Source organism: Pseudoalteromonas sp. A601 (genome assembly GCF_002165575.1).
Lineage (GTDB): Bacteria > Pseudomonadota > Gammaproteobacteria > Enterobacterales > Alteromonadaceae > Pseudoalteromonas.
This window is the reverse complement of record NZ_MXQF01000005.1, coordinates 126556-149755: the sequence shown is the minus strand read 5'-3', so window position 1 is coordinate 149755 and position 23200 is coordinate 126556. Positions and strand designations below refer to the sequence as shown.

The 23200-nt window shown below is 37.6% G+C and carries 25 protein-coding genes and 2 pseudogenes; 15 read left to right on the top strand and 12 right to left on the bottom strand.

Annotated elements, in window-relative coordinates; genetic code table 11:
* Positions 1-3 precede the first annotated feature (3 nt).
* The 5 genes and pseudogenes from recR (at position 4) to B5G52_RS05750 (ending at position 3682) form a co-directional block, all read left to right on the top strand.
* Entirely contained in the window at positions 4-612 is a 609-nt protein-coding gene (recR, locus tag B5G52_RS05765) for a recombination mediator RecR (protein WP_087531719.1), read from the top strand.
* A 224-nt stretch (positions 613-836) separates the two neighbouring features.
* Positions 837-979 (top strand): annotated as a pseudogene (locus tag B5G52_RS22300) (IS3 family transposase); the annotation flags it as partial.
* Between the two features lie 125 nt (positions 980-1104).
* Positions 1105-1464, top strand: a complete 360-nt coding sequence (locus B5G52_RS05760; RefSeq protein ID WP_087531718.1) for an Hpt domain-containing protein — start codon at positions 1105-1107, stop codon at positions 1462-1464.
* A 96-nt stretch (positions 1465-1560) separates the two neighbouring features.
* Positions 1561-1863 (top strand): H-NS family nucleoid-associated regulatory protein, encoded by a 303-nt coding sequence (locus B5G52_RS05755; protein ID WP_087531717.1) that lies wholly within the window; start codon positions 1561-1563, stop codon positions 1861-1863.
* Positions 1864-1927: 64 nt separating this feature from the next.
* On the top strand, positions 1928-3682 hold the full coding sequence (locus B5G52_RS05750; protein WP_087531716.1) for a DEAD/DEAH box helicase: 1755 nt from the start codon (positions 1928-1930) through the stop codon (positions 3680-3682).
* Between the two features lie 34 nt (positions 3683-3716).
* On the opposite strand, the gene B5G52_RS05745 is transcribed toward B5G52_RS05750, so the two are convergent.
* Positions 3717-4043: a ribonuclease E inhibitor RraB gene (locus tag B5G52_RS05745; protein WP_087531715.1), complete on the bottom strand. Its 327-nt coding sequence runs from the start codon at positions 4041-4043 to the stop codon at positions 3717-3719.
* A gap of 162 nt (positions 4044-4205) precedes the next feature.
* Here B5G52_RS05745 and B5G52_RS05740 point away from each other — a divergent pair, with 162 nt between their 5' ends.
* From B5G52_RS05740 to B5G52_RS05725, 4 genes are read left to right on the top strand one after another with little or no spacing between them, the layout of a single operon-like run.
* Complete coding sequence (locus B5G52_RS05740) at positions 4206-5930, top strand: autotransporter assembly complex family protein (RefSeq protein WP_087531714.1); 1725 nt, start codon at positions 4206-4208, stop codon at positions 5928-5930.
* Positions 5930-9622, top strand: coding sequence for a translocation/assembly module TamB domain-containing protein (locus B5G52_RS05735; protein ID WP_087531713.1), 3693 nt, complete (start codon positions 5930-5932; stop codon positions 9620-9622). Before B5G52_RS05740 ends, B5G52_RS05735 begins: the two co-directional genes overlap by 1 nt.
* Positions 9623-9629: 7 nt before the next feature.
* On the top strand, positions 9630-10460 hold the full coding sequence (locus tag B5G52_RS05730; protein WP_087531712.1) for a hypothetical protein: 831 nt from the start codon (positions 9630-9632) through the stop codon (positions 10458-10460).
* 34 nt (positions 10461-10494) lie between these two features.
* Positions 10495-11364 (top strand): peptidylprolyl isomerase, encoded by an 870-nt coding sequence (locus B5G52_RS05725; RefSeq protein ID WP_087531711.1) that lies wholly within the window; start codon positions 10495-10497, stop codon positions 11362-11364.
* A 20-nt stretch (positions 11365-11384) separates the two neighbouring features.
* Here the strand turns inward: B5G52_RS05725 and queF are convergent, their stop codons facing one another.
* On the bottom strand, positions 11385-12230 hold the full coding sequence (gene queF, locus B5G52_RS05720) for an NADPH-dependent 7-cyano-7-deazaguanine reductase QueF (protein WP_087531710.1): 846 nt from the start codon (positions 12228-12230) through the stop codon (positions 11385-11387).
* Between the two features lie 59 nt (positions 12231-12289).
* Here queF and syd point away from each other — a divergent pair, with 59 nt between their 5' ends.
* On the top strand, positions 12290-12829 hold the full coding sequence (gene syd, locus B5G52_RS05715) for a SecY-interacting protein (protein WP_087531709.1): 540 nt from the start codon (positions 12290-12292) through the stop codon (positions 12827-12829).
* Positions 12830-12879: 50 nt separating this feature from the next.
* On the opposite strand, the gene B5G52_RS05710 is transcribed toward syd, so the two are convergent.
* The 3 genes from B5G52_RS05710 to B5G52_RS05700 form a co-directional block, all read right to left on the bottom strand.
* Complete coding sequence (locus B5G52_RS05710) at positions 12880-13653, bottom strand: Zn-ribbon-containing protein (protein WP_087531708.1); 774 nt, start codon at positions 13651-13653, stop codon at positions 12880-12882.
* Between the two features lie 13 nt (positions 13654-13666).
* The gene (locus B5G52_RS05705; protein ID WP_087531707.1) at positions 13667-13933 is read right to left on the bottom strand and encodes a hypothetical protein; all 267 of its coding nucleotides are present in this window, start codon (positions 13931-13933) and stop codon (positions 13667-13669) included.
* 109 nt (positions 13934-14042) lie between these two features.
* Entirely contained in the window at positions 14043-14186 is a 144-nt protein-coding gene (locus B5G52_RS05700) for a DUF2789 family protein (RefSeq protein WP_087531706.1), read from the bottom strand.
* A gap of 137 nt (positions 14187-14323) precedes the next feature.
* Here B5G52_RS05700 and B5G52_RS05695 point away from each other — a divergent pair, with 137 nt between their 5' ends.
* On the top strand, positions 14324-14956 hold the full coding sequence (locus B5G52_RS05695; RefSeq protein WP_087531705.1) for a GNAT family N-acetyltransferase: 633 nt from the start codon (positions 14324-14326) through the stop codon (positions 14954-14956).
* Between the two features lie 153 nt (positions 14957-15109).
* On the opposite strand, the gene gloA is transcribed toward B5G52_RS05695, so the two are convergent.
* From gloA to B5G52_RS05670, 5 genes and pseudogenes are all read right to left on the bottom strand, one after another.
* On the bottom strand, positions 15110-15508 hold the full coding sequence (gene gloA, locus B5G52_RS05690; protein ID WP_087531704.1) for a lactoylglutathione lyase: 399 nt from the start codon (positions 15506-15508) through the stop codon (positions 15110-15112).
* A 193-nt stretch (positions 15509-15701) separates the two neighbouring features.
* The gene (locus tag B5G52_RS05685) at positions 15702-15980 is read right to left on the bottom strand and encodes a diguanylate cyclase (protein ID WP_087531703.1); all 279 of its coding nucleotides are present in this window, start codon (positions 15978-15980) and stop codon (positions 15702-15704) included.
* Entirely contained in the window at positions 15934-16209 is a 276-nt protein-coding gene (locus B5G52_RS22020) for a GGDEF domain-containing protein (RefSeq protein WP_176372510.1), read from the bottom strand. The genes B5G52_RS05685 and B5G52_RS22020 overlap by 47 nt, the downstream gene beginning before the upstream one ends.
* A 212-nt stretch (positions 16210-16421) precedes the next feature.
* Positions 16422-16886 carry a hypothetical protein gene (locus B5G52_RS05675; protein ID WP_087531701.1) on the bottom strand — a complete coding sequence of 155 codons (465 nt, stop codon included), beginning with the start codon at positions 16884-16886 and terminating at the stop codon, positions 16422-16424.
* Between the two features lie 16 nt (positions 16887-16902).
* Positions 16903-17151: pseudogene (locus B5G52_RS05670) on the bottom strand (endonuclease III); the annotation flags it as partial.
* Between the two features lie 67 nt (positions 17152-17218).
* On the opposite strand from B5G52_RS05670, the gene B5G52_RS05665 reads away from it, so the two are divergent.
* On the top strand, positions 17219-18880 hold the full coding sequence (locus tag B5G52_RS05665; protein ID WP_002962286.1) for a recombinase family protein: 1662 nt from the start codon (positions 17219-17221) through the stop codon (positions 18878-18880).
* Between the two features lie 77 nt (positions 18881-18957).
* Here B5G52_RS05665 and B5G52_RS05660 read toward each other — a convergent pair whose 3' ends face one another.
* Entirely contained in the window at positions 18958-19161 is a 204-nt protein-coding gene (locus B5G52_RS05660; protein ID WP_002962287.1) for a hypothetical protein, read from the bottom strand.
* Positions 19162-19728: 567 nt separating this feature from the next.
* Here B5G52_RS05660 and B5G52_RS05655 point away from each other — a divergent pair.
* The 3 genes from B5G52_RS05655 to B5G52_RS05645 all read left to right on the top strand — a co-directional run bounded on the left by B5G52_RS05655 (position 19729) and on the right by B5G52_RS05645 (position 22203).
* Complete coding sequence (locus B5G52_RS05655; protein ID WP_010558040.1) at positions 19729-20121, top strand: hypothetical protein; 393 nt, start codon at positions 19729-19731, stop codon at positions 20119-20121.
* 129 nt (positions 20122-20250) lie between these two features.
* Complete coding sequence (locus B5G52_RS05650) at positions 20251-20535, top strand: hypothetical protein (RefSeq protein ID WP_002962289.1); 285 nt, start codon at positions 20251-20253, stop codon at positions 20533-20535.
* A gap of 714 nt (positions 20536-21249) precedes the next feature.
* Positions 21250-22203, top strand: coding sequence for a replication initiation protein (locus B5G52_RS05645; RefSeq protein ID WP_002962290.1), 954 nt, complete (start codon positions 21250-21252; stop codon positions 22201-22203).
* Between the two features lie 35 nt (positions 22204-22238).
* Here B5G52_RS05645 and B5G52_RS05640 read toward each other — a convergent pair whose 3' ends face one another.
* Positions 22239-23117 (bottom strand): hypothetical protein, encoded by an 879-nt coding sequence (locus B5G52_RS05640; protein WP_002962291.1) that lies wholly within the window; start codon positions 23115-23117, stop codon positions 22239-22241.
* Between the last annotated feature and the right edge of the window lie 83 nt (positions 23118-23200).

The window sequence follows — 23200 nt, the reverse complement described above, 5'->3', positions numbered from 1 at the left end:
TCGATGCAACTTTCACAAAGTTTAAGCCAACTCATTGAAGCACTGCGTTGTCAGCCGGGCATAGGCCCAAAATCAGCACAGCGTATCGCGTTTCATTTACTTGAGCGCGACCGTAAGGGTGGTACGCAACTTGGTAATGCACTGACCAAAGCGATGAGTGCTGTAGGGCATTGTCAGTCATGCCGTACTTTTTCTGAGCAACCACAATGTGAAATCTGTTTAAGCCCAAAACGTCAAGATAGCGGCATTTTATGTGTGGTTGAATCACCCACTGATGTACTAGCCATTGAGCAGACTGGGCAATATAAAGGTTTATACTTTGTGTTAATGGGGCACTTATCACCAATTGATGGTATTGGCCCGAATGAAATTGGCCTTGATATTCTTGAAAAAAAATTAAGCCAAGGCGGCATTAATGAAGTGATTTTAGCCACCAACCCAACAGTTGAAGGCGAAACAACCGCGCATTATATTGCCCAGCTTTGTCATCGCTATAAAGTGGAAGCATCACGTATAGCCCATGGTATTCCAGTCGGTGGAGAGCTTGATTTATTAGATGGCATGACCTTAATGCATGCATTTTCTGGCCGAAAAGCGGTTAGTCAAGAATAGACTTTATGCTTAACTAAAAAAGCCCGCGCTTATTGATAATGAGCGCGGGCTTTTTTATTTACTTTGTTTTGATTTAATAAGAAACCTTTTTTAATTTATCCCTTGAAGTTCGAACGACGCGCCCCATGGTAATCCCCCAAAAAATAATAGAAGCCAAATGTAGAATTTTCACTTATTGTAAACACAGGAGGCAATAGCAAAAAAGTGGCAAAGGCTTCTGAACCTATACGCCAAAACTGTATGATGAAAATGAGGAAGTTGCAGCGTTGCTATTGGATTTAAGCCAGCGTCAGCGAAATTTGGGGGGCGGTTTATGTTTTTATATTTACGCAATGTTAAAGGTTACATGTGGAATCATAAGCGCGTTAGGGCGTAACTACCTATTTCTCGAAAGGTGAATACCAGCCCGATCCAGAACAAAAATTATTTTTACAGCAACGTGGTGTTAGTTTTGAAGATACACCCGTTGTTGAAGTATTAGGAGTAGGGCACATGTCTAAAACTACGCAGAACACATTAAATACCGAAGATGAAACAAGTTTATCTTATTGGATTACGATTTTTGGTAGCGAGCAAGATGCTATTTCTGTGGCAAACGTTTTTTACGATACACTAAACGCTGATTTATCAGGCCTTGTAATAGCCGCTGAACATAAAGACTTAAATAAATGTGAAGCGTTGTTACATAAAATTAAGGGCTCTATCATGGTGGTAAAAATTGATCATCTACGTATTAAAATTGAAACTTGCGAAGAAAGTATATCAAATAAGAAACAAATAAATAATAGTGTATTTACATTAATCCAAGAGCTTTTAATGTTGAATAGGTCAGTGAAAGTGTGGCTTGATTAAATAATATAATAGTGGCTTGGATTAATTTTAAAAATGCGCTTATAATTTACTTGAATCTATTATCTAATTTAAACTTATCAACGTAGTGAGAAAAAAATGAAAGAAATACGATCATTTATTAAAAGTGCAAGTTTAACTGATTTAGAAAAAGCACAATCTCTAATTGAAAATGCCATTGCTAAATATACACAGCAGCAGCAAGCTAAGCAGGAAGTGTTAGATTTATTAAAAGAAAAGGGCTTAACGTTAGATGATCTACAAGATATAGCGGGTGATAAGCGTACTAAAGTTATGCCAAAGTACCGCATCGAGTTTGAAGGAAAAATAGTCGAGTGGACTGGACGTGGTAAACGCCCTAAAGCATTTCAAGGTGTAGAGCTCACAAAGCATCTAGCATAAAAGTCGATATGCCCGTTAATATGCCAATGATCAAGTCATTGGCTTTTTTGTTTAAGTAGTATCGATGAGTTATATATTAAGGCCTTATCAACAAGAGGCTGTAACGCGTACAGTTTCCCACTTCAGAAAGACCAACGATGCTGCATTGATTGTGTTACCAACAGGTGCAGGTAAAAGTTTGGTTATCGCTGAACTCGCGCGCATTGCAAAGCAAAAGATTTTGGTGTTAGCGCATGTTAAAGAACTAGTTGAACAGAATGCTGAAAAATATACTAGCTTTGGTCTTGAGGCGAGTATATTTTCAGCAGGCTTGAAACAAAAATCATTAGCTAACCAAGTGACGTTTGCCAGTATTCAGTCTTTATCACGCAACCTAGATAAATTAAATGAGCACTATTCATTAGTGATTATTGATGAATGTCACCGTGTTAGCGATGATGATAATAGTCAGTATGCAAAAGTTATAGCTGCACTGAAGTCATTTAATCCAAAGTTAAAAGTATTAGGTTTGACAGCGACGCCATTTAGGCTGGGTATAGGTTGGGTATATCATAAGCATTATCATGGGTTTGTTAGAGGGAATAATGAAAGCCCATTTAAAGCATGTATATTTGAACTACCGTTAAGGTATATGATTAAAAATCAGTATCTGACTCCACCAAAAGAAGTGGATGCTGCATTAAGTCATTATGATTTTTCTTCGTTAACGAGTGACTCATTTGGGCGTTATAACCAAGACGATTTAAATAATTTACTTAGCGCTAATACACGAGCGACGAAGTCTATTTGTAATGATATTTTAACTCTAAGTAACAAGCGTAAAGGGGTGATGATATTCGCTGCAACTGTACGTCATGCGCAGGAAATTTTAAGCTATTTTCCTGCTGAGCACAGAGCCTTAATTACAGGTGAAACTAGCGCTGAACAAAGAGATAGATTTATTGCCGCATTTAAAAGAAAACAACTAAAATTTTTAATTAATGTATCAGTATTAACTACTGGATTTGATGCACCCCATGTTGATTTTATTGCTATTTTAAGGCCCACAGAGTCTGTCAGCCTCTATCAGCAAATTGTCGGTCGTGGGCTACGGCTCAGTGAAGGTAAAGACGATTGTTTAGTGATTGACTATGCAGGAAATGGCTTTGATCTATTTTACCCAGAAGTAGGTAATAAAAAGTCACAAAGTGATAATGAGCCAGTTCAGGTACTTTGCCCCGGCTGCGGATTTGCTAACATCTTTTGGGGTAAAACGGATAGCCAAGGTAAAGTGATTGAACACTTTGGCCGGCGTTGCCAAGGTTTAATAGAATCAGATGACGATTCTGAGCAATGTGATTATCGTTTTAGGTTTAAAGAGTGTGACCAGTGCGGAGCACAAAATGATATTGCCGCAAGACTATGCCAAACATGTGATGCAACTCTTGCAGATCCTGATGACAAATTACGCGCAGCGTTAAATTTAAAAGATGCCTTAGTATTGCGTTGCAGCGGTTTGAGTGTGCAGGCACTGAATTCTAATAGTGATATTATTAAATTAACCTATTTTGATGAAGATGGCGCTAGTTGTGATGAAATATTTGATTTTTCTCATCCAGGAGCCCGTTATATATTTAATAAACAGTTTGGCATACGTACTTCACAAGGGCGAGCACCTATTGAGTATAAAACGGCCAATGATGTAATTGCAGATGAACTTAATTTAACTGCACCTGATTTTGTTATTGCGCGAAAAAATAAAAAGTATGGCTGGAAAGTGGCCGATAAATTATTTGACTATCAGGGGAATTTTAGAAAAGCTAACCAGTTAAGTCGCTAAATACTTAACTGGTTTAAATATTTGGGTATAAAGCTTATTCGCTTTCTAAGCCCCACCCATCACCATAGCCATTATGACCATTTGCGATGCTTTCTAAATACTGCTCAGTTTGACCCAGTAAGGTGTGATCTGGCACCATTTGAACTTGTGTAACTACTTCCCAGATACCGGTATCTTTACATTGTACAAGCTCAGTACTTGGCGCTAAGTCATCTTCACTAATTATGTTAGCAAACTTTTCAGCTTCTATTTTTTGTTCAAATAAAATGTAGAAATCAATTTTGTGCATTTGTGCTAAATCAATACCAGCATCAGCTATTTCAGTTAGTAATTGACCATTGTCGTCATCAGGAAATTGCATTTAGAAACTCTATAATAATATCTCAAATTCGTTATCGCTATTGTAACCAAAATAAAGCAATTAAGCGTACTAATTTTCACATTTGAGTTGCTGTGTCACGGCACTGGCTTGTGGTATTATTTAATCTCATTAAAGTTAACTTGTTTTTAGTAAGGAAATTACTTGCCTAGTCGAATATTTACGCTTATTGCAGTCGTATTCTTTTTTATTTCAAGCAATTTAGTTGCTGCATCCAATATTGTAAAAAGTTATGAAATTAATGGTCTAAGTGGTGACCTTGAAAAAAATGTAGAGCTATATTTAAAGCAACTTGAAGGCGAAAAAGTAACGCGTACAGTACTCAGTCATGCTAAAAAACAAGTAGCTAGTAGTCTAAAGGCATTAGGGTATTATAAACCTGAAATTAAATTAGATTATATTTCACAGTCACAAGAGTTGGTTGCAACTATTGAGCGAGGTCCAGTCACTCGTATTGCCGATATTCGTGTGAATGTACATGGAGCAGGAAAAAATGACACTCAATTGATGGATGTTGTTAACAAAATAAACTTAAAACAAGGTGATATTCTAAATCACAGTCATTATGATGCGGCGCGAAAGAAAATAGAAAGCCAATTATTGGAGCTAGGTTATTTTGATGTCAAATGGGAAGCTCATCAATTAGCTATTTCACTAAAATTAAATAGCGCGGAAGTCATTTTAACCTTTGATACTGGTACGAGGTATCAATTTGGTGAACTAATTTTAGGTAATGAAAGTCCAGCAGAAAAATACATTCGTTCATTAGCTAAATTCAAACAAGGCGAACCATATCAAGCTACAACAGTTTCTGAATATAACTTGTCATTATCTACGACCCCTTATTTTAATAGCGTGAGAGTTTATGCTGATATCGCCAATCGAGCAAATCAACAAGTACCAATAAACATAGATGTACTACATAAACCAGAAAACAGTTTTGAAGTTGGGGGAGGGTTTGACACTGACTTAGGACCGAAAGTAAGGTTCAAATGGTCTAAGCCCTGGATCACAGAAAATGGCCACTACCTTGAAAGTAACTTAAATGTCTCCGAACGTCAGCAGGATATCTCTTTGGGTTATACCATTCCTGTGGATGACCCCAATGATGATTTATGGCGTTATTCAGTCGGTTATAAACTTGAAGATGAATTAACTGATGATATTTATAGCAAAATATTTACAGCACAATTACAGCGCCAATGGCTAACGGAGAACGACTGGGTGCGTACAGCATTTATCCGTCGTGACTATGAAACGTATCGTTTAGGGGATGATGAACAAAGTTCTAAAATGTTAATGCCGGGCATTAGTTATGCTAAAAAAGACACTAAAGGTGGCACTACACCTTATTGGGGTGAGCAATGGCTAGTCTCAGCTGAATTTGGTTTAGAAGATGCGTTTTCAACAACAAATATAGTACGCGTGCAGCTGCAAAATGCTTGGCTACGTACATATATGGACAAGCATTTAGTATTTTTAAAAGCAAATGTGGGTGCAATGCTCGTTGATGATATAAATAACGTACCTTTATCACTTCGATTTTATGCAGGGGGCGATCAAAGTGTGCGAGGCTTTGCTTACGAATCTATTTCTCCAAAGGATGATGAAGGGCGCTTAATCGGGGGAAAATACTTACTTTCAGGTACTGTTGAGTATAACTATCAGTTTGCGCAAAGTTGGCGGCTAGCTTTGTTTGTTGACAGTGGTACAGCGACGAATGATTTTTCAGATAGGGTTGAAGTAGGTGCTGGCTTCGGTTTTCGTTATTTAACACCTGTTGGCCCTGTCAGAGTTGACCATGCGTGGGGTTTGACAAAAGAAAGTAAGAGTACGCGTTTAAGTATTACTATAGGGCCTGAAATTTAATGTTAAAAATGAAAAAAATTACAGCTTTACTAACTATCTTTATTAGCACCTTACTAGTGATATTGTTTTGTTTGCTATTTACAGCGCCAGGTAATCAATTAATCGCTTACACTGCGAATAAATTAGTCGATGGACTTTCTATTAATATCAAAAATGGTCGCTTCTTATATAACGACACGTTCAATATAACATATAGATCTCCAAGCTTAGACTTCGCAGCAGAGCAATTAAAACTTGATTTATACTGGTGGCACTGTGATGGGGTGTGTGTTGAAAATTTTAGTGCTAAAAAAGTTACTTTAAATATTAAAAACGTGGATCAAGCCCAAACTGAAGAAACTGATGATGTAGCGTCAAATGAAGATGTACTTGAGCAGCCTTCGCAGATTAATCTACCTATTGCGCTGTCAGTAAAACGGGTTGCTATTAATACTTTTAGCTTGTCACATGCTAGTGCCGATGTGACTGTCCAGCAATTTCAGTTAAGTGCTAAAGCAGAAGAATCCTTAGTTACACTCAGGTCTTTAAGTATTAAGCAGGTTGACGTGTTAGTTAAAGAGGTTGAGAAGCCTCCAGCAGAACCTTTAACTGCACTGGCTCCATTACCTGATATTGAGTTTACTTCACCTATGGCTGCAAATATTGAAGAGGTAGCAATAGACTTGGTTCGAATTACTCAAGCTGAGCAACAACATGAAGTAAAAAGCATCCGTACTGCATTTTCAATAGATAGCAGTGAACTGGTTTTAGAAACGCTCACTGCTGACTACCAGCAATGGCATTTATCAACTGAACTGAACGCTAACCTCAAAGAGCAAACCCCTTTAGATGCTAAAATTGACGTTGCTAGTGTTGATCATCAATTAACTTTAATAGCCAGTGGTGATTTATCAGATTTACAGCTCGATGTGAGCACTCAAGGCCTTTACCCATTATCAGCCAAATTACAAGCTGATCTGAAGACTGTAAACTTTCCTTTTACGCTTGAAGCCTATATAAAACAATGGCAATTAGATGCTCAAAGTAACCCAGTAAAAGTGACAAATGTTGCTTTGAATGGCGAAGGTAACGCAGATGACTATATGTTAACTCTGACCGGGAACAGTCAACTGGGCGCTTATCCTGAGGTAAACTTAAATGCAATGTTAAATGGTGGATTAACACAAATAAATGTGGAACGACTCGCTTTAGCTGCAAACGAAAGCCGCGCAACGATAAAAGCATCAGCAAACTGGGAAAATGGTATAAAAAGCCAATTTTCTGGACAGTTAGATCAACTTAAAGCGCAATATTTAACAGATAGTGTCACCAGTGATATTTCAGGTCAATTTGCTGGCTCTTTTAATGCTTCGAATAACAAGTGGCAATTATCTATGCAAGATAGTCAATTAACGGGGGTTATTGATGAAGTTAACTTTAACTTTATATCAGACTTCGATTTAAACAGTAATTTACATGCAAATATAAAAGCACTTGAGCTAACAAGTGGCGAAAATAAGTTGTCTTTAGCGGGCCATATCGAGCAGCAATGGAATATTGATGGCAAGTTGTATTTAAATAAATCAGAACAAAAAAAGCTGCCTTTTACTGGGACTGGTGATGGTCACCTTTCCATTCGCGGTGAACGTTTAGAGCCGGTAGTTAATTTAGACTTAGCCTTGCAGGATTTAACTTATGACGACATAGCTGTTGCAGCGTTATCGATAAAGTCTGATTTTAATTATGCTGCCGATTGGCAAACAAACGCCAATATAAAAGTACGCAATGCAAAACTTGCAGGGCAACAAATTAATAGTATTAGCGTGAATGCTACAGGGGATAAAAAAGATCACCTCGTGCAATTTGAACTCGATGCACTTGAAGGAAAAGCCGAATTTGAAATTGCAGGTGCAATGGTCAATAAAATCTGGCAAGGCCAGCTAAGCGATGTGTTATTGACTGACAATACCTTAGAGCTAACAGCTGCTCCCAAAGTGGCAGCAACATTTAATACTGAAAATGGCAACTTCTCTGTTGATAAACACTGTTGGCAGACTCAAAGCAGTAAACTATGTGTTGATCAACTCACGCAAGCGAATGATATTGGCTCTTTAGTTGCTAGTCTTGATAACTTAGATTTAGCAGAGCTTAAGCATTTATTACCTGAAAACCTAGTCACCAAAGGCGGCATAACAGGTCAAGTTGCAGCCAATTGGCAGTCAGCAAATCTGAAAAAGTTAACTGCATCATTGCAGTCTCAAGATTTGGCTGCAATATTTATCGATGAAGAAATAAGATATCGAGTGCCTATCGAAACGTTAAATCTAAAAGCGGAGGCTAACTCACAAAGTGGCCAACTGCAGGCAACGTTAAATTCGAGTCTGTTAGGTGACATTAATGCTGATATTTCGGTGCAAGATTTACCGTCAAGCCAAACGCTATCTGGTAATATAAATATTGATAAAATCTTGTTAGCCGATTTGCAACCATTTATCGGTACGCTAGAGCAACTTAAAGGTGATATTAGTGGCCAGATAGCTTTGAATGGTTCGTTAACCGAGCCATTATTAAATGGGCAAGTCAGTATTGATGAAGTTGATCTTCAAGGTGAACAGCTCCCGGTATCCGTCGTTGACTCAAGGATAAATATTGGCTTTGATAAAACTAAAGCGACTTTAGATGGAAAGCTCAATGACACTGAAGGTGGCAATATAACTCTAAGTGGTGATATTGACTGGGGAGGGGCTAAGCCGGCAGTTAATTTAGCCATAAATGGTGAACAGTTTTATGTTAAAGCGCAACAAGGGGTACTGTTTAAGGTGTCGCCGGATTTAGACATTAACCTTGCCGACAACGTATTCAAACTAGTCGGCCAAGTTGTAGTGCCTTATGGGCGTATTACAATCGAAGAGTTACCAGAGGGGGCTGTGCAGGTAAGTGATGATGAAGTCATCATTGATCAACAAATAGAGCAATCAACAGCCGTTCCCTTTGATTACGATATAAACCTAAAATTAATTGTGCAGAATGATGTACGTATTGATTCGTTTGGGCTCGAATCTAAAATTGCGGGTGATTTAACAATTAAGATGGATCAGCAAACGCCAATGATAGCGACGGGTGAACTAAACTTACGCGAAGGTACTTATCGCGCGTTTGGCCAAGACTTAATTATAAGCACAGGGCAGGTTGGTTTTAGTGGGCCGATAGACAAACCTTATTTAAATATAAAGGCAATTCGTAACCCTGAAAATACCGCGAACGATGTGGTTGCTGGCATTACTTTAACAGGTAACGTAGAACAGCCTTCATTAAAAGTCTTTTCAGAGCCTGCAATGGATCAGGGCCAATCTCTAGCGTACCTACTCAACGGTCAGCCGCTTGACGAAGGCGACAGCTCGACCGATGCAATGTTAACGCAGCTATTATTAGCCCAAGGGGTAAGTCGAAGTGAAGGTGTGGTGTCAAAAGTGGGTGAGAGCTTTGGTTTATCAGACGTTAGTCTCAGCTCTAAAGGTAGCGGAGATGACACTAAAGTGGAAATTTCAGGTTATGTTGCGCCAGGTGTCCAAGTAAAATACAGTGTCGGGGTTTTTGAGTCGCTCAGCGAAGTTGCTGTGCGCTATCAATTGTTGTCCCAGTTATATATCGAAATTACCAGTGGCTTAACTCGAAGTGCCGACATATTATATAAATTTGATTGGGATGATTAAGTAAAACATGCAATTACTTATGCTAATTGGTTTTATGTTGATGCTAGTACCAAATGCAATAGCTCAGCAGGTTACAGTACGTTATAGTGCTGGTGGGCACCCTTATGCTATCGAGTTACTCCAATTAGCACTCAGTAAATCTGATATTACAATTAATATGCAGCCTGTTGATAATATTCCAAGTCAAACTCGGGCAATTCGTTTATTGGGCACTGAAAAGGGGATTGACGTTGTATGGAAAGTAACAAATTCTGAATCTGAAAAAAAAGCAAAGGCTATATTGATCCCTATTGTTAAAGGACTACTTGGCTATCGTATTCCTTTAGTTCATATTAATAATAAAGAGTTATTTAGAGGTGTGCGTCATTCGCGCGAGTTACAGCGTTTTATTTTTGGTTTACGAGAAGATTGGCCAGACGCTGCTATCTTTCAAAGTAACGAGTTGAAAACAACAACCTATGGACAAGGTGCAGACCCATTGCACATGCTGTTAACAGGGCGTTTTGATGCATTACCTTATGAAATATTTGAGGTAACACAACCGCGAGATAAAAATTTAGTAAACGATCAGTATATCGCTATTCATTACCCTAGCGCTGTTTACTTTTTTGTCGCAAATGACGACATAAAGCTACATGATAAAATAAAGTATGGGTTAGAGATTGCCATTGCCGATGGCTCATTCGATGAACTCTTTTATCACCATTTTGCGCATGCTATTGCTCAAGCTAATTTAAAGCATAGACGTATTATTGAATTAAAAAACCCGCTTCTCCCCTTAAGTGCGCCATTAAATAGTGAACATTATTGGCTTGATAAAAAAACTATTAATCAATAATCTGTCGCTATAACTACCTATAATAAGCTGTTTTATGTTTAAAAAATCGTTAGTCCCAATTCTATTAACGCTATTGACTCAATCGCCGCTAGCTCATGCTCAAAAGCCTACAGTGAGCAGTATTTTAGAGCACGCAGGCGACTCTCAGTGGCGAGCTGTTGATCCGAATAATGTACTGAAAATAACTCTAGCTACAGGCTCTGCATATATAGAGCTTAATCCATATCTTGCACCTAAACACACAAGCAATATAAAACTGTTAGCGCAGCAGGGTTTTTATAAAGGGCTCAATGTTTATCGTTTTGTTGAAGGGTTTGTTGCTCAAGGTGGGGATGCCAGTGGTAAAAAAATAATTACGAAAGCGAGTAAAACACTCCCCGCAGAGTTTTATTTAACAACTAAAGCACCTGTGGCTATCACCGAGCTTGATAACCAGGATGGCTATGCTCCAATTACAGGTTTTCTAGATGGTTTTGCCGTGGCACAAAATAAAAACAAGACCCAAACTTGGCAAGTGCACTGTAACGGTATTTTTGCCATGGCTCGGGGTAATGATATTAACAGTGGTGGAACAGAGTTCTATGTAACGATTGGTAACAGCCAGCGCTATTTAGATAGGAACATTACCGTTTTTGGTCGTGTTCTTGAAGGAATGCAGCACTTTAATCGACTCAATAGACAAGCAAACGATAAAGAACCTTTTAACCCAATCACTGATATACAAGTATTGGCTGATATTGCTGAGCACGATAGCAGCCAATTTAAAGTTATGCGAACAGACTCAACGACTTTTAAAGCGCTAATTGAAGCACGAAAGAACCGCAGTGAAGCATGGTTTGTTGCAACGCCTAATTACATAGATGTATGTGCCATGCCTATACCAACGCAGAGAGTCAGTAAATAAAGCGTAGTCGAAAACCGCCTTTATTGGCGGTTTATTTTGACACTAAATGGCACAATATCGTTGTGGGTAGAGCGATATGGGTTGATATCAAGGCCACCACGACGAGTATAACGCGCATATACTTCAAGATCCGTAATATTAAGAATACCTGTTAAGTCACAGTAAATGCGTTCAACACACTGTTCATGAAATTCATTGTGAGTACGAAATGAAATTAAGTATCGTAATAAGGATTCTTTACAAATTTTCTCACCAGTATATCGAATAATAATACTCGCCCAATCAGGTTGTGAGGTAATTAAGCAATTAGATTTAAGTAGATGGCTGTGTAAGGTTTCACTAACGACCTCTTTAGACTCGCTTTCAAGAGTATTTGCGTCTAGATCATAATCGTTAATCTCAATATCTAGATCATCAATACACTCACCAGGTAGCGGTGTGCAAGGAAGGCAATTAAAATCATCTGCGCCGTAAAGAGTAACGGTAATTGGCATTGCTACCGCATGTGATAAATCATTTTCTAAAGCAGTTCTTACTTGTTCGATACTGTCAAATCGAGTTTGGTTAAAACTATTTAAATACAGTTTAAATGATTTAGACTCAATAATATGACTTGTTTGACAAGGAAACGCGAAAGTAGCCACAGCAACCATAGGCTTCCCCTTGTTATTGAGCCATGATAACTCATAACCAGTCCAAATATCTTGCCCTTTAAAAGGCAGCTTTGCTTCGTCAATATTTAAATCATCACGGTTTAGTTTACGGGCGATAGGAAATAATAAACTTGGCGTGTAAGTGTCAACGTACTCAGTTGATTGCCCAAGTACACTACCTTTTAGTTCAGGGGAGTTGCTGTAATCTGTCATGTTGCGTCTTTTGTAGTTACAATACGGGTATTATACCTAAAGCTAATGAGTTTCGCAGTATGTCTATTGTTACCCAATTAGAACAACTCCATAAAAATTTTGCACAGCATACATTAAGTCAAACCAGTGTTTTGCCTCAGATTGAACATGACGAAAGCTGGCCAAGCCCAGCAGAAGTAGGTACGCCCAATGATGATGGTTTTATTCAATGGCAGGCAACACGCAGAGAAACCATTGGGTCGTTGAAGGATTTAGCCGCTGCATTGAACCTAGAGTTCCCTGAAGCACTCAATGGTTACTACGGCGCATTTTACGCAGGCTCAATTATTGCAAAAATTGATGAACATAATATTGAGTTATTACAAACTTGGAGTGAGGATGATTTTGACTTACTGCAACAGAATATAACGGGGCATGTTTTGATGAAACAAAAACTAAAGCAGCCGCCTAGTGTATTTATCGGTCTGACAGATCAAGAAGATTTATTGGTTACTGTGTTAGTTGAAAGTGGTGAGGTGTGCTTAGAATATGTGGGTAAAAAACCTCATCATGTACTTGCACCTAACCTTGAAGAGTTTATAAAAGCACTCAAGGTGTAACCGATTATTTCGCGGAGTAAGTAAGGTTTACTCCGCGTACAATATCAATGTTATTGAAAATCCCACGAAATGTTTGATACTAATCCGCATGGTTCACACCTAAAATCAAATAAGCCAAACCACGACTCTGGCAACTTCCAGTCACCGTTGCAGCTCGGACACTTTCTAGCGAGCTCTGATGCTTTATCTTTACCGCCTACACGGTATAAATAATAGTAAACGGGCTTTTGGGTTAAAAACCTTATGCGTTTAGCAATATCTTTACCACGACGAGAAAGGTCACTATCAAGATTAGATATTTCATCTAAGGCAGGGAATTCACAGCGCGTTGCGCCATTAATTTGAATCTGATCGCATGCTTGCCAGTCTTCTTGCCATTTAATTAACGTTTTATAATCGCCGTTTGCTATAGCGGGGATTTTAAATAATGGTACAGGTAAAAAATCATCTCCACAATAAAGCGGGCTACAGGTGTGAACATACGTGGTATATAAAATATATGACGAAGGCTCATGGCATGCATCAGCGCCGTTAGAGTGAATATCTTGGCCTATTACTTTAACTTTTGGTGCAAGCAAGCCGGCATCATGTAATTTATCAATACTGTGTTTGACAAAAGGACTGTGATTTAATGGATGCATTGCGTCATCAGTCGGGCACATTACCCGAGTAATAAAGTAACCATCTTTCAAAACGGTAGGGAATTCTTCCCCCATAATTTGACCGTTAAAACGCAACGCATTCACTAAACGGTTAATTGCTTGCTCCGCGTTTTCAAGGGTGGTGTCTTGGTAACAGTCAAAAGTTAAATCAACAACAAACATTACATTTTCTCAATTAATTTTTATCTAGCAGCGCTAATAGTTTATCAAGTTTAGCTTCAATACGATCAAGTTGGCTTTCATGAGCGTTGCTACTTTGTTCTGCACTTGGCTGTTTGATTAAACTGTGGATTGAATCAGGGTTATTTTTATACTGGCTTACCGCTGCAATAATAATCGGCATGGGTACAGGTTGAGATAATTTATTTTTAGTTAAAGCAACAGTAGGGATTTTGCCTTCTTCAAGAAGGGCTTTGATAGCATCAATAACGATGGAATTCATTAATTATAAACTCTTAAAAATAATGCACAGCACTGTAGTGTACTGTACGGGTATAATATCAATATACTCAGTTACGCTCAATAAAAGTGTGCGCAAGAATAAATAGGTGTTATTGACGAAGTCCTACGCCTAGCTCGTCAATTACTTCACTCCAATCACCATTTTGCTCAATAAACGCATCTATTTCAGAATCACGACTTGGTAGACCAAGTTGTTTAAATAAGGTGGTAATATCATGCTTTGTGGCATCCATATCATACTCCTTTAAGGAAGTGTTAACCTATGGTGAGGTGAGTGAGTTTAACTCTCGCTGAATTTGCGTTTTGTTGTGGATAGGAATATACCTATAGATAGTAATACGCAAACAATCAACAATAATAAGGAGTGCTTATGACAACCATAATGCAAAATAACGCTTATAGTGTGCAATATATTGCAGCAGAAGACATAAGTGTAGCAGCAAGCTTAATATATCAAGCCTATCATGACGATCCAGTATTGCAGCAAGTACTCAATTACTCTGAACAGAACCTTGGCGCTTATGAAAAAAAATTACGCGCGTTGATCCGTGAAGAATTAAATACATTCTGGCAAGAAAAACAGCCATTAATAGGTTTATACAGTAATGAAAGGCTCAAAGCGGTAGCATGTGTGTTTGAATCTAATAGTCAATTACAAGCGCAGCGTTATTGGCACTGGCGATTAAAATTAATGCTTAGTGCTGGCTATTTACAAACGAATCAATTAATAGAAAAAGAACAAACTATTCGTAATGCGCTCAAAGAGCAAGGAAACTACTACTTTTTAGCCTTTATTGCAGTAGATCCTCACTTTCAAGGACAAGGGCTAGGAAGGTATCTATTACGAGGCTTAGATGATCTAGTACAAAGTAATACAGCTTCCTCTGGACTAGCTGTGTTTGTAACCCGTCATCAGCACAACACTTTTTTTGAAAGTGAAGGGTTTAAATTACTAAAGAAATTAACGTTTAATAGCGTTGAAGGGGAGCTGCTGTTTAAATAAGTTGGCATTTGCAATTGACTAACCCTTTAAATTCTCACACCAGTAAAGTGTAGGCCTCGGCGTGGGGTGATGGAGTGAATTAAAACTCAAGAAGCTGCCAAGGCAAGCTTCTTGATAAAATGATGTGGGTTAATATAAATTACATTTAGCAAATTAAAAGAGTGAATTATCTTTTTTTTGAATAAGCTCTATAGCATAACCATCAGGGTCTTTGACAAATGCAATTTCGGTTGTGCCACCTTTAACAGGACCAGGCTCTCGGCTTACATTACCACCAGCAGCTTTTATTGCTTCGCATGCTTTGTAAATATCATCAAATTCAATCGCAATGTGACCATAGGCATTACCTAAATCATAGCTATTGGTATCCCAGTTATAAGTTAGCTCTAATACTGTGCTATCTTTTTCGTCACCATAGCCAACGAAAGCCAGAGTATAGCGATATTCTTCATTGTCATTACGACGCAGCTCCTTCATACCTAATACTTGCGTGTAAAACGCAATTGACCTTTCTAGATCCGCAACTCGTAACATGGTGTGCAATAAACGCATTGACGTATTGTCCTCTCATTGAATAAATTAAACGTACTGAAAAAAATAGTCGCTTATACTCTATAGCCGAAAATGAGTTATCACGTTTGGCTTAAGAGTATTAGTTATAATTTTAATCACGACTTCGGTACTAGTCTTATGGCTCAGCGATTTTACATTATATACTTCAAATAATAGGGTTTGAGAGTGTAGCTTAAAAGGAGCTAGCTACAGTAAACCCATAAATTGCTTTGTTTTTTCCTGAGGTTTTAGCTAGGTACAAATATTTATCAGTACTTTCAGACAAAAATTCAAAGTTATGTTTTCCTACATTTCCTTTCTCAACCCCAATACTTATAGTGACGTGGTTTAAGTTAGGATCTAAATCGCTGACGTCCATATTTGCGATAGCCGTAATTAATCGGTCAGTTATCTCTTTAGCTATTTCACAGTGCTGGTGGGCAAAGAAAATAAAAAATTCTTCTCCCCCCATAACGTGAAACGATATCTTGACTACGAACTTGCTTGTGCAATGTGTCAGCTACTCTTAGCAATACTTTATCACCGGTATTGTGACCAAAACGATCATTAATAGACTTAAAGTTGTCGATATCAGCGATAAGTAATATACCATCTTTGTCTGATAGTAAGTCGAGTCGCTGGTGGAGGCCTCGTCTATTTAGTGTATTTGTAAGCGGATCCATTAAACTTTGGGCTGACATAAGTTTATTTTTAGTCTTCATCGCACGAAAATAAACCATGGTGGCTAAAAGTGTGAGACAAATAATGGTAATATTTGTAAATAAAACTATATTGAGCCGAATATGCTCAATAGTTTTTTCTCTCCAATCGATTTCACTGCAATAGCCAATACTAGGAAGTAATATCAGGCTTAATATTATTATTATTTTTAATAGAGACATTTTTAACCAACCTAGATTCGGATAATAATGGCATGTATGAGTAAACCTTGCACGCCAATACTTAGGAACGCACCGACCATTTTAGTTTCTTGTACGTCTAGTAGCACTGACCATGCGACTATAATATATAAAAAACCAATTAAGAGTAATGATAGTGATATGGAAGCTGGCTTTAGAGGCGAAACAAAATGTGAAAAACTTAAAATCAAAATAAAAGATGCTACTCCCGACAAAGCGGTCATAGGTTCGAACATATAGTTAAGGGCGTCAAACATAGTGTAATTCTTATTTGTTGCCCAGAACTCTGGAAAGCTCATAATTTTAATTATATTCAGCTCTGTGAATGATCTTATCAAATCGGCAAAGGCAATACCTTGTACTTCATCGTTAAAAACAATAAAGCTTTTAGTTAGCCAAATAAATAGTGCGGATAAAGCTATTAATATTATTAATAAATAATTTTGTTTTGATTTCATAACCCATCCATTGGTTTTATTCTGTTTTATCTTTAAACTCACACAAGTCTTCAATAATACAGCTACCACATTTGGGTTTTCGTGCCACACAGGTATAACGCCCATGTAATATTAGCCAGTGATGTACGTCTACTTTAAATTCCTTAGGTACTACTTTTTCGAGCTTTTGTTCAACCGCAACCACGTCTTTGCCCATAGCTAGTTTAGTACGGTTAGAAACACGGAAAATATGGGTGTCTACCGCGATTGTCGGCCAGCAAAAGGATAATAATAGTAGATACTTATATTGTATTGATTTACACTGTATATAACAACAGAGGTGAATCAAAAACATGAATAAGCATACTACTTTAAAACCATTACTCTATAGTTATATACGCTTTTCTACAATCGAACAGGCTAAGGGGCAGTCTTTAAATCGGCAGCTTAGTTTTGCTAAAGAGGTTGCTAAGGAAAAAGGGCTTGAGCTTGATGACTCATTATCAATGCGTGATATGGGGTTAAGTGCGTTTCATAAAACCAATATTACCCGGGGCGCTTTGGGTATATTTTTAGCGGCGGTAGAGCAGGGTAAGGTACCGGCGGGTTCTATTTTAGTGCTTGAAAGTTTGGACCGCATTTCTCGTGCTGCGCCGCTTGAAAGTCAGGGCATTATTGCACAAATTATTAATGCTGATATTACGGTGATCACGGCGGCTGACCGTAAAGAGTATAATAAAGAAACCATTAAAAAGAATCCGATGGATTTGGTTTATATTATCCTGGTGTTGATACGGGCCAATGAGGAAAGTGAAACTAAATCTCTGCGGGTTCGTTCTGCGTTGACTAAGCAATGTGATGATTGGTTAGCCGGCAAACGTGGTTTTAGGGTTAAGTGTGGTAAGCCGCCTAGCTGGGTAGTGTGGAATGATGATAAAAAGTTATTCGACTTCGATCCGCACAATAAAGCTATTATGCTGCGTAAGCTTGAATTATTTAAAAAAGGGCACGGCGGTATAAAAATAGCTGAGCTTATTAATGCAGAGTTTGGTGCGGGTACTGTTCACCACACTGGGGCTAATGTTTATAAAGAGGTAAAGCGCCGTTCGTTAATTGGTGAGCTGAATGTAAAAGTAGGCGATGCTGATTACGTTCTTGAAGGTTATTACCCGCCATTAATGAGTAAAGTTGAGTTTGATTTTTTAGTCGCAGATTCATCTAAACGAGGTGCTACGAAACACACACAAAAGTTTGTGGGGATTTTATCGGGCGTTGGTGTATTTAAATGTGGTTGTTGTGGTAAATCGGTCGGTTCGCATGTTGTTTATCGTAAAAAGTGTATTGATGAAGTAAAAAGTAGCCATAAGCGCTATGGTTGTGTTGAAGCTAGGCGCAATAATAACTGTACAATGAGTTCTACAGTGCAAATTGAAATGGTTGAAAGTGCTGTTGTTAAGTTTTGCCAGGATAAAGTAAACCTGCAACGTATATTGCTAGGGGGCAGCGACCGCGAATTAATTAATACTGAAGAATCAGCACTGGTTGCGCAGCTTGAAAAAATTAATGACGATATAAACTCACTTACAGAAACGCTTTTAATACTTGAGGGCACGCCACCACAGGCGATAGCTAATAAAATATCAGCCCTTGAAACACAAGCGCGTGACATTCAAACCCAAATAGATACCAGTAAAAACAAGCTTGCTAAAATTGACCACTCTTTTCGTGATGAAGTAACAGACCGCTGGTTATCGCTTACTAAAAACCTTGTAAAACTTTCCAATGACGAACGTTTAGCTATTCGCCAGCTAGTTAAAGATACTTTTAAAAGCATCAGTTTACAGCTAAATACATTTAGCGGCGATAAAGGTGGCCTCAATAATGTTTTTGAGCACCTATTAGGTGCCTCAAATGCTGACTACTTTGAGCTTTTACTGGAATTTCATAATGATAAGAAGCGTTTGTTGCGTCTGCATAAACATACTGGTGAGCTAGTTAGTGGTTATGACTTTTGACGTAATTACGAAGTGGCCTGACGCAAGTTTACCCTTGCAACAGGCCATATTCAATATTATTTAGTTGAAGGGCTTAGTTATTTAGGTTCTTTAAAATAATTAGGATCAATACTTGTAAACCTGGCACAAAAGGTTTTAATAATATGATCTAGCATTGCTTCAAAGACCATTAACTCAACAACCATACCTGACTGAATAATCTTACCTTTATTGGTTATTATCGCTAGCGCATATCCTTTTTGCATTTGCAGTCCATTATTATTAGAAGAAATAATTTGCATAGAAACCTTTAAGTTATTAATAAAAGAATTGGTTAGCTTGAAGGCTTAATTAATCAAACTAACAGTACTATGATAACTATTTTCAAAATTTTTCAAAATTTAGGGATGTTTTGGATATTTTTCTGAATCCCTCCGCTAAATGGGGAGTTAGATTGCATCTTGATTAAAATTCAGAGAAAAACACAAAAAATTTTTTAGATAAATAGAGAATTAAGTAATGTGTTTTGTATATTTATCAGGAAATTATTGAAGTTGGTTTATTAATTGTTCAATACTTATTACTGATAGGTAGGCTCAAGTTACTCTTCACGCTGAATTGTCTAAGCACTTAAAATATAGGTTTACTTTCTGGACTTTTTAATAACCACGACTAAAACTATTGTTAATACGGTCGCAGGTAATAACCAAATATATTCCGCCATATTATTCATCCTCAAGGTTGTACAGTGATATTCCAACATTAATGATTTTTATTATTTTTGCAAATTAAACCAACAAAACGCAATTCTTCACTTTTACCCATTGCATGGCCCTAGTTAATTTCAGGACAATTAACGAGGACAAATCATGAAAAATATTAAATCTCAATTTATTCGCCAATACGTTCGAGCCAGTAGATCTCCGTGGGATGACTGCTCTACAATTTTATTGTTAGCAGATGTAGTTAATGAACAAACATTAGAGTTAAATTTCAATAATTACATCTATTTACATAGAGATAGCGTTGGAAAAATACTTGGCATTAGTATTTCAAATAGTATGTTGGAAAAAAATCCAAGTTTTGAGAATAGGTATTTAGAAGGGCACGACATGACGCTTTTTTTACTTATCTACATAGAGCAAATAACACAGTTTTGTGAGCTGTTCTCTGAAGAGTTCCAGCAAATATTTATGCAAACGCCAACTACATTTTTTGCAGCAACAGAAAGTGATTGGGTCGATATTATCGACAATGCATAACCCCCTAAGCGAACATTTGTTCGCTTTTTTAAAAATATTTTTCGTAAACCGTTTTAAATACCCATGCCTGATTTTATTTACTAATACGTTATCGATTTTGATAACAAAACACACAAGGATAGTGAAAAAATGAAACATACATACGTATCAACATTGGATTTTTTAAATTTATTACACTCATTTAGCCGAGTAATCACCGCTAATGACCACCAGATAAACTTATTAGAATTACGCAGTGATAATGCGAATTTAGATGAGCTGTGGGAGGTTATTGGCCCTGAAATTACAGCGAATAAAACACTAAATGAGTTTGCTATGCGAAAACTTGCTTATGAGCTCATGCACAGCCTAATTAGCCACCCAGTAGAGCGTGTGGAGCTGCCGTGTGACTTCGAGGATGATGTTTATCCCTAGGGTCTAATTGAAAAAATTAACGATTGAAACTGAGGTCATAATGGTTATTTTCAAAATCAAAATAACAGCCTAATCATATCTCCCAAAATATGCCTGAATCATTATTTGCTGATTCGTTGCCCTAACTGCAATAGCGTTTAATAGGGCATTTTACTCAGTTACTGAGTATCAAACCTGGGAGGGGGTCCTGCGCAAATACAGGGTTTCGTTACGATGCCTCAAAAGCGAGGTCATTGTAATCATGTTTGGCAAGGCCATAGGTCAAATGCACAAGGGAGGTAGATTTATGTCTATCTCCCTTTTGCGTATTTCAGTAAGTCAGTTCACTCAGTAGTTTTATTACAAATGATAGTGGCGGGGTAAAAAAATAAAAAATAAAAAATAAAAAAATAATTAATTTATTTTTTAACCGTCAGAAATGAATTAATAAATTTATAAAAGTTGCAAATGTGCCTGTATTTTTATTTTTTCTATTTTAATACTTTTAGAGGGGGTTATCTTATTGAAATTAAATAAAATATTTACTGTTTTGGTGGGCAATTTATATGTTTATTGTGGCATTTTATACGAAATGAGTAGGCAATTTATACGGTTTAGGGGGCCATTTTCACTGTAAATAAATAAAACTTTTTTTACCAAAAAACTTACCGAAATTTCTTTTATTCGTTGAGCCGCGGTTAGCATAACAGCATAAACTAGAAATGAGGTAGAGAAATGAGTAGTAAAAATTCTCCAAGAATTGTTTTCGGCAATAAGCTGTTACATGCGGGTTATTCGCTCGATATTAATGAGCAGCGATTAATAAATCTCGCGCTGTCTAAAGTAAACTCCAAAAAGTCTAACCCAGGAAAAATTCTGATTTATCCAACGGAATATGCCAAGTGTTTCGGCCTGAGTAAGTACAGCGTTTATGAGCAGCTGAGTTCTGCCGCAGAGTCACTCAGAGATAAATCTGTAAGCATTTTAGACGATAGCGGGCAGTCGCTTTCAATTCCTTGGGTGAGTAGCGCTTCATACGAAAAGGTGAAAAATCAAGGGTCTTTCATTACACTTGAGTTTTCAGAAGAAATCGAGCCGTATATTTTTAATATAGAGAAAAATTTCACAAGGTTATTTTTTCATAACACAGTAAAATTAAACAGCCTAGCATCATTTCGGTTGTATGCACTCCTAAACGAGGTGCGAAATTATAAAAATTACAAACGACAGGGCGCGGTAGTTGTGAATTTTCAGTTGCCAGAGATGAAACAAAAATTATTTTTATCTGAATCATATGGAGCATGGCGCGATTTTAAAAACCGCATCCTGTTACCTGCTATTGAAAAAATTAATGCCCACACAGATGTACGCGTAACGTTTAAGCCTAAAAAAATGGGTAACTGTATTACTGCCATTGAATTTTCCTATTTTACTCAATGCTCTAGTGAAAGTGAAGAGTTTGCTAGGCCAAGACTATCTCGTCGCCCTAAAGTCAATAAGGGGTCGCATGCTGAGGGTGTGTGGGCTCGGGGAAACCTCAATCGATTAGGAAATTATGAGCTATCAAACCAAAACGAAAACCCCGCTTTTAGATTGGCAAAAGCAGATATAAGGCGCTGTATAACGTATGCAAAAATCATTGGTGACGATGAAGCTAAGATTTTTTACTCTAAACAATTGAATAAATAAAATAATCATGATGTCTCAATGTTGATACTACTGCATTACGAGTAAAACATTTTTTCAATTTCAGAGCACAATTTAGTTCGGTATATTATTGAGGCACGCAGCAGCTCAGCATCGCTCTCACTGAGAAGTGGTGCTCGTGTCTTCTTGTCAAAACGTTGCGGCATTTCCTCAAATAGTTGTTCGTGGAGTCGTTTAATGTCATCAAAAATTTTGACCGATTGAGAGAATAAAAAAATCTTACTGTAATCGTTTTTTTTTAACGAGGCCAAATATTTTAGTAAAATGACCTGTCGTGCCGTTTTATTTTTAAATGAATGCTCAATTTCAACTGCTGCAACAGAGCCATCTAGGAGTCGCACAGCACCATCCACAGTTCGTGCATCAGATAGGTTATTAATACGTTTAAATTCAGGCTCGGTAATGAATCCACTCCACATTGGGGCGTACGTTTCATCACTGTGATAATTATGTATACCGCGCAACATTACAAATGCGTTTATAAGGTTGTGTGCTACATTATTTTGGTTGAACTGCAGAGCAGGGTTTTTATTACTCCTAAAATACACGTCGATGCCCATTAACTCCTCGGCAAATTTGGCAGCAGTATAGGTAGGCACATAGACGCGACCATCTGGACTGCGGTGTGTTTTTACTACACGCAGTAAACCATCTTTTTCTAGCCTGTTTAGGTGTTCCAACGCGAGGCGATGATTAATGCCGTAGAGCCAACGCACAATGCCTGGTGTAACAATAGAAAACCGAATTGCAATAAGCACCGAGACCTTGGTTCTGTTAACCCCTTTTTGGTGGTTATTTTCGCCTAGATAATACCGCATATTAATATCAAAATAGCGAGGGTAGTGAGTATGAAGCGGGTTTTTCGTTTCTAAATCTTTTGATGGTTGCTGAGTCAATTCAAAAATCCTTTTGGTGAGTTAATTATTAAAATTAACTAGCACCGCAACACAAAAATTATCATCATTTTATAATTATATTG